Here is a 13,724-nt window from a genome sequence, read left to right on the forward strand (position 1 = left end):
CAATTAACAATTAATAATTAACAATTAATAATTAAACGAAGTGAAAACTCTATTCAGAAACCTACTCAGCATACTGCGTCGCTTTAAGATGGCGACCACCCTGAATATCTTAGGGTTATCGATTGCTTTTGCCGCCTTTATGGCGATCATGATGCAATTGGACTTCGACTGGAACTTCGACCGCTCGCATGCCGATGCCGACCGGATCTACCGGGTGGAAACCATCTCCGATGAAGAGGCCTATGCCATTATCTCACGCCCGCTGGCCGATCGCTTCTTCGCGTCTTCGCCCCATATTGTGGCGGGTACCTTGTCGGAGCCTTCTTTTAACCGGGAGATGACTTTTACGGTCGTGGATGATCCCGCGCAGAACGTCTACAAAGAACTGGCCTTGCGGGTATATCCCAATTACGGCGAGGTCTTTGCCTTTGAGATGATCGAAGGGGAAGCCCATGCGATGGAGCGCCCCCAGACCGTATTGATTCCACAAAGCCTCGCGCATAAACTCTTCGCCGGCGAAACGGCAATAGGGCATCAGTTGAAATCGGATACAGAAACCTTTACGGTCGGCGGGGTCTATAAAGACTTCCCTCGCAATACGCTGGTGGAGAATAATATCTATCAGCCTATTGAAGCCGATCACCTCCTGCACGAATGGGGAGATACGAAATTCTATGCCTATATCCGGGTAGACGAACCGCAGCACAGCGAAGAACTCGTGGCGCATTTCAAAGCCAACTTCGATGCGGCCTCGCTTGGATCGGGCTACAGCTGGGTGGCAGATACCGGTCTGCGCCTGACGCCCCTGACAGCCATTCACTACACCACCGACGCTCTCTATGACTTCTACCCAAAAACCGGACGGCAGGTGTTGTGGGTGCTGTCGGGTATTGCCCTGATCATCCTGTTGATTGCCGGCATTAACTTTACCAATTTCAGTACGGCGTTGGCTCCGATGCGTATCAAGAGTATCAATACGCAGAAGGTGATGGGCGCCGGCGAAAGTACCTTGCGCTCAGCCATGATCTCGGAGGCGGTGGCGATTAGCCTGTTCTCTTATTTGTTGGCTATCGGCCTTGTTTATTGGTTTGCCCAGTCACCACTTCATACGCTGGTGAGTGCCGATCTCTCGCTCTCGGCTCATCCGTTTATCCTATTGGACACCGGGGGAATTGCCCTGTTGACCGGTGTATTGGCCGGCATCTATCCGGCTTTTTATACTACCTCTTTCTCTCCGGCATTGGTATTGAAAGGCAGCTTCGGCTTGTCCGCCAAGGGACGCCGGTTGCGCAATGGACTGATCAGCGTGCAGTTCGTCGCCTCTTTTGCTTTGATTATCTGCTCCTTGTTCATGTATCTGCAGAGCCGGTTTATGCAAAACTCACCGCTCGGCTTTGATAAAGAACAACTGATTGTGGCCGATATCCCTTTGGGTATACAAGATAAAAAGGAAGCGATCACCAACCAACTGAAAGCTTTCTCGGCCATCTCGGAGGTTACCTATGCCGAGATGCTCTTTGGCGGATTCGATCAATACGGGGAGCTGGGACGGAATTTCAAAGGCGAGAGTATCAAGTTTCAGGTGATCCCCGTCGATCCGTCTTTTCTTACCGCGCTGGGCATCCCTGTGGCGGAAGGACGTAACTTCCGCAAGGAAGATGAGAAGAACAACCAGCCTTCGCTTATCTTCAATGAGAAGGCCTGTAAGAGCTATAATATTGCCGTGGGCGACAAGATCGACAATATGGAAGTCATCGGACGCATCGAGGATATCAAATTTGCCTCTTTCCGGACGGAGATCATCCCGATGGCCTTTATGATCCGCGGTACGCGTGATTTCTTTACCGCCGATGGCATGGATCATTACGCCTATATCAAGGTCAAAGCCGGAGCCGATATGAAAGCGGTGATCTCGGATATCCATTCTACCCTACGATCGATGAAGCCTGACCACCTCTACCAGATCCGTTTCTTCGACGAAGTGATTCAAGGTATGTATGAGAATGAGACACGCCTCACGTCACTGATTATCCTTTTTAGCCTGATCGCCGTCTTTATCTCTATTGTCGGCGTGTTCGGACTGGTAGTTTTCGATAGCGAATATCGGCGGAAAGAGATTGGCGTACGTAAGGTATTGGGTTCGACGATTCGGGAGGTACTCCTGTTGTTCAACAAGACCTATATCCGTATCCTTTGTATCTGCTTTGTTGTCGCGGCCCCGATAGCCTGGTTCGCCGTCAGCAAATGGCTGGAAAACTTCGCCTACAAAACACCCCTGTCGGCCTGGGTCTTCCTCTTGTCTTTCCTGTTCGTCTCGTTGATCACCAGCGCCACCGTCACCTTCCAAAGCTGGCGGGTAGCGACAGCCAATCCGGTGGATGCGTTGAAAGCGGAATAAAAAGAAAACACATCCGGTCTGGAAAGGCGGGATGTGTTTTCTTTATTATCTTTTCGAAGATCGTTAACCGTTAATCCTTAATCAATCCTCCAATTTATGAATCACCAGCCCGGAGCGGAGTTTGGGTTCGAACCAGGTGGTTTTGGGGGGCATGATGTTGCCGGTGTCGGCGATATCGATCAGTTGCTTCATGGAGACGGGATAGAGCGCCAGGGCGACCTTCATTTCTCCGCTGTCGACACGGGTTTTCAATTCGCCCAAGCCACGGATACCACCAACGAAGTCGATACGCTTGTCCGAGCGCAGGTCTTTGATGCCCAGGATCTCGTCGAGAATCAGGTTGGAAGAGATCGTTACGTCCAATACGCCGATCGGATCGTTGTCGTCGTAGGTTCCCGGACGGGCAGTCAGGGCATACCATTTTCCATCCAGGTAGAGCGAGAAGTTATGCAAGGCCGCGGGGCGGTAGATCTCCGTGCCTTTCTCTTCGACGAAGAAGTTCTTTTCCAGGCGATTGAGAAACTCGGCGGCAGTGAGGCCGTTGAGGTCTTTGACCACGCGGTTGTAGTCGATGATTGTCAACTGGTTGGCGGGGAAACAGACAGCCATAAAGTAGTTGTATTCCTCGTCACCGCGGTGGTTGGGGTTCTGTTGTGCCTTCTCGTTGCCTACCAGGGCAGCAGCAGCCGAGCGGTGATGGCCGTCGGCGATATACAAGGCGGGCATCTGGGCGAAGAGCTCGGTGATGCGTTGCATATCGGCGGCATCATCGATGATCCAGAACGTATGTCCGAAGCCATCCAGGCGGGCCACGAAATCGTATTCGGGTTGCCGGGCGGTATATTTCATCACCAGCTGGTCGAGCTCGGCATGGTCGGGATAAGCGAAGAAGACGGGTTCGATATTGGCATCGTTCACGCGTACGTGTTTCATGCGGTCTTCTTCTTTATCGCGACGGGTAAGCTCATGTTTCTTGATCTTGCCGGTCATATAGTCTTCAACGTAAGCACAGACCACCAGGCCGTACTGCGTGCGTCCGTTCATGGTTTGGGCATAGACGTAGTAGTGTTCCTGCTGGTCTTGTACGAGCCATCCTTTTTCCTGGAACATCTTGAAGTTGGCTGCTGCTTTGAGGTAGACAGCCTCGTCGTGTTCGTCGGTTCCGACGGGGAAATCGATCTCCGGCTTGATAATCCGGTACAACGATTTCTCATTGCCTGCCGCTTCGGCCCGGGCTTCTTCGGAGTTCAACACATCGTAAGGTCTGGAGGCTACATCTTCGATTAGCTCTTTTGGCGGTCTGACGCCTTTGAAAGGTTTTATTTTCATGTTTTTTGTTTTTTGTTTTTAGGAGTTTTAGGTCTTTTAGGTCTTTTAGGTCTTTTAGGTCTTTAAAGTCGTAAAAGACCTAAATGACCTAAAAGACCTTAAATCTTAGATCTTAGACCTTAGATCTTAGTTTACTTTAAACTTGAGATTCCCATTCTTAATGAAGTCCACGATCTGTTCGGCGGCAGCGATGCCGGCATTGATATTGGCTTCGGAGGTCTGGGCGCCCATCTTCTTCGGCGTGGCGAAGTAGCGGTCGGCAAAGCGGGCAGCCAGGTCGGCATGAATGGCGGGTTGGATGTCCGAGAGGTATTTGAAGTCGGGACGTTCTTCGAACATCTTTGTCAAGCCGGCTTCGTCGATCACTTCCTTGCGGGCGGTGTTGACTACGATCGCTCCTTTGGGCATGGAGTTCATCAGTTCGTAGTTGATCGATCCCTTTGTTTCCGCCGTTGCGGGGATATGCAGGGAGATGATCTGGCAGGCTTTGAACAGATCAGCCGTGGATGCCAAAGCCTTCACGCCATCTTTCTCGATCACGTCGGCCGGGCAGTAGGCGTCGTAGGCATAGACTTCCATACCGAAGCCTTTAGCGATGCGGGCGACGTTGCGTCCGACATTGCCATAGGCGAGGATACCCAGTTTCTTACCTTTCAGTTCGGTGCCCGAGGTACCGTTGTAGAAGTTACGCACCCCGTAGACCAGCATACCGAGTACGAGCTCGGCCACGGCGTTGGAGTTTTGTCCGGGGGTGTTCATCACCACCACTCCGTGGGCCGTAGCGGCGGCCAGGTCGACATTGTCGTAGCCTGCTCCGGCACGCACGACGATCTTCAATTCCTTAGCGGCATCCAATACCTCGGCATCGATGATATCGCTGCGGATAATGATCGCGTTGGCGTCTTTGACGGCGTCCAACAACTGGGCTTTCTCGGTATATTTCTCCAATAGCGCCAGTTCGAAACCGGCACCTTCAACGACTGTACGTATTCCGTCCACTGCTACCTTGGCAAATGGCTTATCGGTTGCTATCAATACTTTCATCGTTTCTTATTTGTTCTTTTGTTCAAATTCCTGCATACAGGCTACCAGAGCCTTCACACTCTCGATCGGGCAGGCGTTGTAGGTCGAAGCCCGGAAGCCTCCTACCGAACGGTGTCCTTTGATACCGACCATACCGCGTTCTTTGGCAAAGGCCATGAAGTCGGCTTCTTTGTCTTTGTAGCCTTCGGCCATGACGAAGCAGATATTCATCAACGAACGGTCTTCTTTGCGAGCCGTACCGACGAACATCGGGTTGCGGTCGATCTCATCGTAGAGCAGACCGGCTTTCTCTTTATTGATCTTATACATCGCTTCGAGTCCACCGAGTTCTTTCACCCACTTCAGGGTCTCGTGCATCGTGAAGATAGAGAGCACCGGCGGAGTGTTGAACATGGAGCTTTCTTTGATATGCGTACGGTAGTCGATCATTGTGGGGATCTGACGTTCGACCTTGCCCAGGATATCTTCGCGGATGATCACGAAGGTAGCGCCTGCGGGGCCTACGTTCTTCTGTGCACCACCATAGATCATGGCATATTTGGATACGTCGACCGGACGGCTCATGATATCGGACGACATGTCGGCGATCAGGTTCACCGGGCAGTCCATATCTTCGTGGATCTCGGTGCCGTAGATTGTATTGTTGGTCGTGATGTGGAAATAATCCGCATCCGCCGGGATGGTATAGTCTTTGGGGATATAGGTGTAGTTGGCATCTTCGGAAGAAGCCACGATCTCTACCTCACCAAACAGTTTAGCTTCTTTAGCGGCTTTCTTGGCCCATACACCGGTCTGCAGGTAAGCTGCTTTCTTCTGCATCAGGTTGAAGGGAACATAACAGAACTGGGTGCTTGCACCGCCACCGAGGAAAAGAACTTTGTATCCTTCGGGGATATGCAATAAGTCTTTCCATAGTTGTTCTGTCTCCGCCATGATCCGTTCCCATCCGGGTGTACGGTGAGAGATTTCCAACACACCGATACCTGTGCCGTCGAAATCTTTGATCGCAGCAATTGTGGATTCGATTGCTGATTGCGGTAAAACGCATGGTCCTGCGTTAAAATTGTGCTTCTTCATAAGACATTTGTTTTAATATTAATATTAGTTTTGAACTGTAATGTTCGATTAAAATACTCTTGTTTTGCCCCAGATGCGGTTCATGTGTTCGGCCAGTTTCTGCTCGGCCGGGTTATCCTGCGCTTGCCAGAACCGGGTGCCTTTGACTTCGGGCGGCACGTAGTCTTGTTCGACAAAATTACCTTCGTAGCTGTGGGCATACTTGTACTCCTTTCCGTAGTTGAGTTCTTTCATCAGCTTGGTGGGCGCATTGCGCAGGTGCAAAGGCACGGGCAGGTTGCCCGATTCATTCACATAGGCAATGGCTTCGTCGATCGCCAGGTAGGCCGAGTTGCTCTTGGCACTGGTGGCCAGGTAGACCGTCGTCTCCGCCAGGATGATCCGTCCTTCGGGCCAGCCGATCTTGCGCAGGGCTTCGAAGCAGGTATTGGCCAGCAATAAAGCGTTGGGGTTCGCCAATCCGATATCTTCGGCTGCCGAGATCAACAGGCGTCGGGCAATGAACTCCGGGTCTTCGCCTCCGGCAATCATGCGGGCCAGCCAGTAGATGGCGGCATCGGGATCGCTGCCGCGGATCGACTTGATGAAAGCGGAGATGATATCGTAATGCATCTCTCCTCCTTTATCATAGGCGGCAGGGTTCTCCTGCAGACGCTCGACAACCTTCTCGTTGGTGATCTCTATCACCTCTTCTTCTTCGGCCGAAATGACCAGGTCGAGGATATTCAACAGCTTACGGGCATCGCCACCCGAGTAGCGCAAGAGGGCATCCGTCTCGGTCAGGCGGATATCTTTCTCTTTGAGCACGATATCGGTGGTGACTGCCTTATGCAACAGCTCCAACAGATCCTCCTTGCCCAGGGATTGAAGCACATAGACCTGCGAGCGCGAAAGCAACGGACGGATCACTTCGAACGAAGGATTCTCCGTTGTCGCCCCGATCAGGGTCACAATGCCCCGCTCGACGGCACCCAGGAGCGAATCCTGCTGCGACTTGCTGAAGCGATGGATCTCGTCGATAAACAAGATGGGCGACACGGTATTGAAGAAGCGGTTGTTCTTCGCTTTCTCGATCACCTCGCGCACATCCTTGACGCCCGAACTGACGGCACTCAGCGTATAGAACGGAGTCTCGAGCTTATGGGAGATGATCTGCGCCAGCGTCGTCTTACCGACGCCCGGAGGCCCCCATAAGATAAAGGAAGGAACGCGCCCGGAATCAATCATCTTCCGTAATACGGCTCCTTCGCCTACCAAGTGCTTCTGTCCGATATAGTCATCCAGCGTTTTCGGACGCAATCGTTCTGCCAGCGGTTGACTCAACATGCGACAAAAGTCGGACTTTTTCTTTAGTTATTCAAGAAAAAGAAGACAAAAAAAAGAATTAAATCAATGTTTGATAGCAGGATTGCCTGTCATAATGAAAGCAGCCCCGGAGGCTTTGAGCTTCCGGGGCTGTCAATTCATATCATATTGTCAATAGAGGCGTTATAAGGCCACGCCTTGCAAAGGGTTGAGCAACTCAACCATTTGGTTCTTTAAAGTCTGGGGATTCAAGGGCTTGGGTGAATATCCGCTGAATCCGTTCTTGCGGATCTGGCGCTCATCGTTCGAGAAGCCATAGGCGGTCACCGCGATGATAGGCACATCCTTCGAGATCTGCCGCAGGCGCAAGGTCGCTTCGTATCCGTTCATCTTAGGCATATTGATATCCATCAAGACGATATGCGGCTGATGCTCCTGGAAGAGATCGAGGGCTTCTTTGCCGTTCCAGGCATGAATGATGTTATAGTCGTTGCGCAGGATGGCTTCGAAGAGTTCGAAATTGCTCAGGTTGTCTTCGGCGATCAACACTTTGAGTTTATCTTTCTTCATCTCCGTAGGGCTGTTATCGTCGGTGGGCGAATCGGGATTGACAGGCACGTAGGGGATGGTAAACCAGAACGTGGTGCCTTTGCCTTCTTCCGACTCAACACCGATCTCTCCGTCCATCCGGTTGATGATCATCTGGCAGAGCGAGAGCCCCAGGCCGGTGCCCTGCACGAAATGGTTCAACTTGACGAAGCGACCGAAGATCTGCTCCTGCTGGTCGCGGGAGATGCCGCAGCCGGTGTCGGTGACATAGAAATAGAGCATATTCTCGTTCTTCACTTCGTAGCCGAAGCGGATACTTCCCTCGGTAGTAAACTTAGCCGCATTGGCCAGGATATTGGTCATCACCTGCGTCACACGCGCTTTCTCGGTGCGGATAAAGCAATCGGGCAGCATCTTCTCGAAGATCACCTCCACCTCTTTGGCTGCACGGTCCTGAGCGGCTTCACGCAGTTCGCCCATGGCCACGTTCAGGTCCATATCCGAGTAATGGAATTCCATCGTTCCGGCTTCGATCTTCGAGAGATCGAGGATATCGCTGACGAGCTGCAGCAGGAGGTTATTGTTGTTTTCGATGATGCTGATATATTCTTGTTTATCTTCTTCCTGCTCGGTAGCCGCCAGAATATTGGAGAAGCCGACGATGGCATTCAATGGCGTACGGATCTCATGGCTCATATTGGCCAGGAAAGCCGACTTCAGGCGGTTGGATTCTTCCGCTTTATCTTTGGCGGTACGCAGTTCGTCTTCGATATTCTTGCGGTCGGTGACGATCAGGGAAGTACCGATCAGGGAAACCGGTTTGCCGTCGGCATCCCTCGTTTCGACAGCGCCACGGATCTCAACCCAGTCGTACGAATGTTTCGAGCGCGATTTGTAGATCCGGAACTCACAGCGGGCCGTATCCAGCTCACCGTCCCACATCTTCTGCATCGTCTCATTGACAATATGTTTATCTTCGGCGAAGATCCGATCGAAATAATGATCCTGCGGAATGCTGATCTGTTCTTCCGTACGGATACCCTGGGTATAGAGTTCGACGGGTTTATTGACGTCGCAGATGATTGTCGCTTTGCGAACATCCCATTTCCAGGGGGTGATATTGGCTACGTCGAGCGACATGACCAGTTTATTGTTGACCGACTGCAGCAACTGCTGTGTGCGTTGCAGTTCGGTGGTGTCGACAAAGAACGAATCGATAAATCCCGGTGTGCTCGAATGGGCACTGATCACGCTGAAGTAGCGGTCGGTCTCCTGATGGTAATACGCCAGGCTGATCTTCTTGTTCTTATCTTCCATCAGGGCGGCGTAGATATTCAGGATGCCGGGATACATATCGGGATTGACTACGCTACCGCGACGACCGATAATCTCTTCGCGCGGGGTGAGTTGTTTCTCGTAGCCGGGATTGACCTCGGTGATCAATACGTCGACCGGTTGGCCGGCACTGTTCGTGATCAATTGCTCCTGGCGGTAAGCGATCGGCATGTGGTTGAATAGGTCGCTATAACGTTCGAGCAGCTTGATTTCTTTATCTTGCATCTTACGTCTTTGGATCAGCAATACGATGCGCATCAGGATAAAGCTCAGGAAGGTAACAATCGCCAAGCCAAGGATGAGGTTCTTATTGCGTTCGAGGAAAGTCAATGGACGGTTGTAGAGATAGGCGTTCGAAGGAATGGCCGACAGGGCAATGTCGTGATTGCGCATCGCCATGTAGTTGAATGTCGGCAGCGCCGGCGGGCAATAGATATTCCGGTTCTTGATCGTACCGGCAATCATTTCATCGGTCGCTTTATAGACTGTATTCAGTACTTCGGGGAAAGGGGTATAACTTCCGCCCAGCATACCGCTCTGGCGCAAGCCTACGTCGTTGATCGTAAAGACCGGACCATTGACATACAAGCTGAAGATGCGGTACGCATTGGTCTGCAGAATCAGGTCCTTGTCGGCCGTCAGGTCGTTGTTGAACCAGGTGAAATAGAGCACACCGGTCTCATCCGAGGGCATCTCGATAAACTTATGGATCACCTCGTCGGTCGTATAGCTTTCTTGTGTCAGGTGTTCCACTTCCCCCCATTCGGGGTAGTTACGGCGCACTTCGTCTTCGACCATCTTCCGGTTCTCGGCGCTGATATACCGTCCGTCGGTCAGGAGCACCAGTTTCTTCATCTGGGGAAGCATCGTTTTCATGATCTTCAGTGTACCGGCAATATCGAAGGGGTTCTGCACCACCACCAGGTTCTCACGCTGGGCGACCACATCCTTGAAATACGTCCGCTCCGCTTCGGGAACAGGCTGACGCTCGAGCCAGTACCGGACATCGCCGAAGAACTCTTCGCGTGTAATTAATAAGGTAGGCAACGTCGGACCCCAGGTACGGTCGACCGACTCGTGCATGATCGAGTACATATCCGACTCGAAGAGCATCAGGTAGCGGGGAGCCACCGGATATTTGGCAAACAGATACTCCTGGAAATCCTCGACCCCATCGATCGAATTGACTCCCAAGCCATACATATACTCCACCCGGACTTCGTATTCGGGATATTTTGCACGTAGATCGTTCACGATAGCCGGAATAATCATGTGCCCCCAGGCACAAGTCTCCGCATCGGGATTGATCAATAAGATATAGTCGGATTGGGGAGTCCCTTCCACCGGACTGACAGCATTCGCCTTACCCATGATGCCCAATAGCATCACGAATAAATAAAATATCCCCCTTATTACATTCGTTTTTCGTTGTATCATACAGCGCTTCAAAAGTTATTCACCCTCTCAAAATGATTGTTTACCTTCTTTGTTTTACACTTTTTACAAAAAACAAGACATTCCCAGCGCACTGAGAGTCACAATCTGCATTTTATCCTAAAGCTTAAAACAGAAAATGCCACAGATTTGTTCGGCAAAGCTACTATTTTTTTCTCTTAAAAAATGCAAATTCTCATCCGGGCAGCCGATAAACCCATCACAGGAGGGCTGTAGGCCATCCGGCATTCGACTCCAAATATAAGAATAAAGGCCAAGAAAAACAATAGCGCCCTGCATTTTTGCCGGATCCGTTGGATAAAAAAAGAATGCCGAAAAAAAAGTTTGTTTGGCGTGACTCGGCATAAGCAAGGATATTCTGGGTCTTTGCCGTCGCTTTTGTGGTGGTAGGGCTGATCACCGCCTGCACGGTCACCTTCCAAAACTGGCGGGCGGCCGATGATAATCCGGTAAATAGTATAAAGACTGAGTGACAAACCGCCCCGATAAGCGAACATTCTCTTCTCTTTTTTGTTTTTGTGTATGATTGCGTATACGTTTCAGCAAAAAGATAATAATAAAGGAAGATAAAAAGGCATGGAAGAGATGTTTCGAAAGACCCTGAAAGAGGTATTTCAACTTTTTTTGCAGACAGATAATAAACAGGCGGTGCAGCAGGCTCTGATGAAGATCAAGGCTTTCAGTGGTGCCGACCGCATCCGGTTGGTGTTGTTCAATGAAGAGAATGCCACCCTGCAGTTTGTCGAGGAGATCGCTCCGTCGGCCGACGCCCAACTGTCGGCCTTCCTGAATACCCCTTTTCAAGGCTCCGGCCTGTACTTCCAGAAAGACCTGCCTTGGATGGTGCGCCGCCTCAAAGAAGGGAAAGAGATCGTGATGGCACAGTTGAATGATATGCCCTGGGAAGCTTTCCAGGAGAAGAGTATCCTTTCGGCCAGTGGCGCCCGGGCGTTTTATTCTTTCCCGCTCTTCCGCAAAGGGAAGGCCTGTGGGTTTGTCGGACTGGATTTCTTCGCCGAACAGCCCCCGCTTCATGAGACGGAGAAAGAAAACCTCGCCTTGTTGATCCATCCCCTTTCGCTTTACCTCGAGAAAGAGGGGGCGTTCAAAGACGGAAAGAAGATCTCCCAACAGTTACAACAGAGCCTGACGACGTTCCGCGCCTTGTTCGATCGCCTGCAGATCGGTGTCGAGATCTACGATGAGAAAGGTTACCTGGTCAATATCAATCCTTTTGCGCTCGAGACCTTGGGCACAACCGAAGAGGGAGTATTGGGCATCAACCTGTTCGACAACCCGAATATCACCGAAGAACAGGTCGAGGTGATCCAAAGCGGCAAAGAAGTAACCCTGGCCAACGAATACGAATTCAATGCCGTCAAAGAAACAGAATATTTCATCACCAATCGCGAAGACGAAACAATCCACCTGATCGGCAAATGCATCCCGCTCCGGGAGGCGACCGGAAGGGTGTTCGGCTACCTGTTGATCAGCTCGCAGGACGAAGGCTATTATATGGAAAAAGAAACCTTGCGCATCAGCCTGGAGAAACTGAGCCTGGCGGTGAATACGCAGGATGTGTTCTTCTGGGAGTACGATGTGAAACGCGACCGGGTGACGGTCGACTACGGCCTGTTCGATCCCCGCCGCCGGGAGTGGGTCAATACCGTACGCCAGATGAATATGACCAATAAAATCAGCCACCTGCAACATATCCATCCCGAAGATGTGGGGCGTGTATTGCAGCAGTTCAACTATATGCTCGAAGGCGAACTCGATTTCTTCACCGAGACCTATAAATACCAGAACGGCAATGACTACAGCTGGTTTACTACCAGTTTCCGTACCTATAAATACAACGCCGACGGCAAACCGGAGACCATCGTCTGCCTGACGACCGATATCACCGAGCAGCGCACCAACGAGATCGAACTGATCAAAGCCAAAGAGACGAATGAGATCAAAACGGCGTTTATCGAAAACATGAGTCACGAGATCCGGACACCGATGAACGTGATCGTCGGTTTCTCTTCCATCCTGGCAGAGAACAATGATACACCGGAAAATCAATACCTGATCGACCTGATCCAACGCAATAACGAAATCCTGTTGCGCCTGATCGAAGGCCTGTTGAACTTCACCGAACTGGAATCGGAAACGATGAAATACAACTACGAGATCGTGGATGTCAAAACGCTCTGCGAAGCCGCGTTGGAGATCAAATCGGCCAACCGCAAACCGGAGATCCGTTTCCACCTGGCCGACGACCTGCCGTCGATCCTCTTGCATACCGACCGGGACCGCCTATTGCAGGTGTTGTATCAGTTTATGGAAAACGCCAACAAGTACACCCGGGAGGGTGAGGTCACCCTTTCGTACCACCTGGACGAATGCGGGCAGGTGCGTGTCGAAGTCTCCGACACAGGCATCGGCATGACTGAAGCGGAGCTGGAAAAGATCTTCTCCCATTTCTATAAAACCGACCCCTTCCAGATCGGTGTCGGCCTGGGCCTGAGCATCGCCCGCAAGATCGTCGAAGACCTGGGCGGCACCATCGGTGTGGAGTCCGAAAAAGACAAAGGATCCACCTTCTGGTTCACCCTGCCGTTGGCCGCAAAATAGGGGGAAATCTTCCTCACTTTCCCCCCTGAGGGGGGGAATCTACCTACCCAAAAAATGTTATTTACCTACCCAAAAAATGTTAAAATGCCCGGATTTGCCTGAAAATCTTCCCCCCCTGGGGGGTGGAAAATTCCTACATCTGGAGGTAGGGTGGGGAACATTTTGAGGAAAAGGGAGGAATGGGGAAAACTATTGATTTTTGCAAATCTATTGATTCTTAGTCTTTTATCTATTTTCTCTTCTTTATCTATGCCAACCATGCCAATCAATATATAAACTCTATAAAAGAAAGGGGGGGAATGAGGAAAAGGGTCTTGTGTGAAGATTTTTCCCCCCCCTTTGTTCTTATAGAAGAAAAAAACGCGTTTTTGGTTGGCTTGGTTGGCATCCTGTCACTTTTACGTGTTGACCTTTAAGATTTCCTCCCTTACTTTTCAAAAAACCTGCCGGCCTTTTGCAAAACTCCGGCGGCCTTTTGGCAAACTCCGGCGGCCTTTTGCAAAACTCCGGCGGCCTTTGACCTCTCCTGAAATAGGTTTACAGTTTATGGTTTAATAACTGAATAAAGTTTACACAATTTATCTTATTCCTACGTTAGGTTTACATGGGT

The 13,724-nt window shown here is 51.0% G+C and carries 8 protein-coding genes; 2 read left to right on the top strand and 6 right to left on the bottom strand.

Translation table 11 applies throughout. The features are described 5' to 3' along the window. Positions 1-40: 40 nt before the first annotated feature. Positions 41-2,398 (top strand): ABC transporter permease, encoded by a 2,358-nt coding sequence (locus M2133_RS15400; RefSeq protein ID WP_277467090.1) that lies wholly within the window; start codon positions 41-43, stop codon positions 2,396-2,398. An 81-nt stretch (positions 2,399-2,479) separates the two neighbouring features. Here the strand turns inward: M2133_RS15400 and M2133_RS15405 are convergent, their stop codons facing one another. The 6 genes from M2133_RS15405 to M2133_RS15430 all read right to left on the bottom strand — a co-directional run bounded on the left by M2133_RS15405 (position 2,480) and on the right by M2133_RS15430 (position 10,837). Continuing rightward, on the bottom strand, positions 2,480-3,727 hold the full coding sequence (locus M2133_RS15405) for a DUF1015 domain-containing protein (protein ID WP_277467091.1): 1,248 nt from the start codon (positions 3,725-3,727) through the stop codon (positions 2,480-2,482). Positions 3,728-3,853: 126 nt separating this feature from the next. After that, positions 3,854-4,771: an NAD(P)-dependent oxidoreductase gene (locus M2133_RS15410; RefSeq protein ID WP_277467092.1), complete on the bottom strand. Its 918-nt coding sequence runs from the start codon at positions 4,769-4,771 to the stop codon at positions 3,854-3,856. A gap of 6 nt (positions 4,772-4,777) precedes the next feature. Continuing rightward, positions 4,778-5,848 carry a 3-phosphoserine/phosphohydroxythreonine transaminase gene (gene serC, locus M2133_RS15415; RefSeq protein WP_277467093.1) on the bottom strand — a complete coding sequence of 357 codons (1,071 nt, stop codon included), beginning with the start codon at positions 5,846-5,848 and terminating at the stop codon, positions 4,778-4,780. A 48-nt stretch (positions 5,849-5,896) separates the two neighbouring features. Beyond that, on the bottom strand, positions 5,897-7,174 hold the full coding sequence (locus tag M2133_RS15420) for a replication-associated recombination protein A (RefSeq protein ID WP_277467094.1): 1,278 nt from the start codon (positions 7,172-7,174) through the stop codon (positions 5,897-5,899). Positions 7,175-7,336: 162 nt separating this feature from the next. Then, positions 7,337-10,474: an ATP-binding protein gene (locus tag M2133_RS15425; protein ID WP_277467095.1), complete on the bottom strand. Its 3,138-nt coding sequence runs from the start codon at positions 10,472-10,474 to the stop codon at positions 7,337-7,339. Between the two features lie 117 nt (positions 10,475-10,591). Further along, the gene (locus M2133_RS15430) at positions 10,592-10,837 is read right to left on the bottom strand and encodes a hypothetical protein (RefSeq protein ID WP_277467096.1); all 246 of its coding nucleotides are present in this window, start codon (positions 10,835-10,837) and stop codon (positions 10,592-10,594) included. A 231-nt stretch (positions 10,838-11,068) separates the two neighbouring features. Here M2133_RS15430 and M2133_RS15435 point away from each other — a divergent pair, with 231 nt between their 5' ends. Then, positions 11,069-13,114 (top strand): ATP-binding protein, encoded by a 2,046-nt coding sequence (locus M2133_RS15435; RefSeq protein WP_277467097.1) that lies wholly within the window; start codon positions 11,069-11,071, stop codon positions 13,112-13,114. The last annotated feature ends 610 nt before the right edge of the window (positions 13,115-13,724 follow it).

It is taken from the genome of Parabacteroides sp. PF5-6 (genome assembly GCF_029504695.1).
GTDB lineage: Bacteria > Bacteroidota > Bacteroidia > Bacteroidales > Tannerellaceae > QVMG01.

Bases quoted from the DNA above. Each gene is read 5' to 3' on its own strand.
- M2133_RS15405 (WP_277467091.1), bottom strand. From the start codon at position 3,727: ATGAAAATAAAACCTTTCAAAGGCGTCAGACCGCCAAAAGAGCTAATC.
- M2133_RS15410 (WP_277467092.1), bottom strand. From the start codon at position 4,771: ATGAAAGTATTGATAGCAACCGATAAGCCATTTGCCAAGGTAGCAGTG.
- serC (WP_277467093.1), bottom strand. From the start codon at position 5,848: ATGAAGAAGCACAATTTTAACGCAGGACCATGCGTTTTACCGCAATCA.
- M2133_RS15420 (WP_277467094.1), bottom strand. From the start codon at position 7,174: ATGTTGAGTCAACCGCTGGCAGAACGATTGCGTCCGAAAACGCTGGAT.
- M2133_RS15425 (WP_277467095.1), bottom strand. From the start codon at position 10,474: ATGATACAACGAAAAACGAATGTAATAAGGGGGATATTTTATTTATTC.
- M2133_RS15430 (WP_277467096.1), bottom strand. From the start codon at position 10,837: ATGCCGAGTCACGCCAAACAAACTTTTTTTTCGGCATTCTTTTTTTAT.
- M2133_RS15435 (WP_277467097.1), top strand. From the start codon at position 11,069: ATGGAAGAGATGTTTCGAAAGACCCTGAAAGAGGTATTTCAACTTTTT.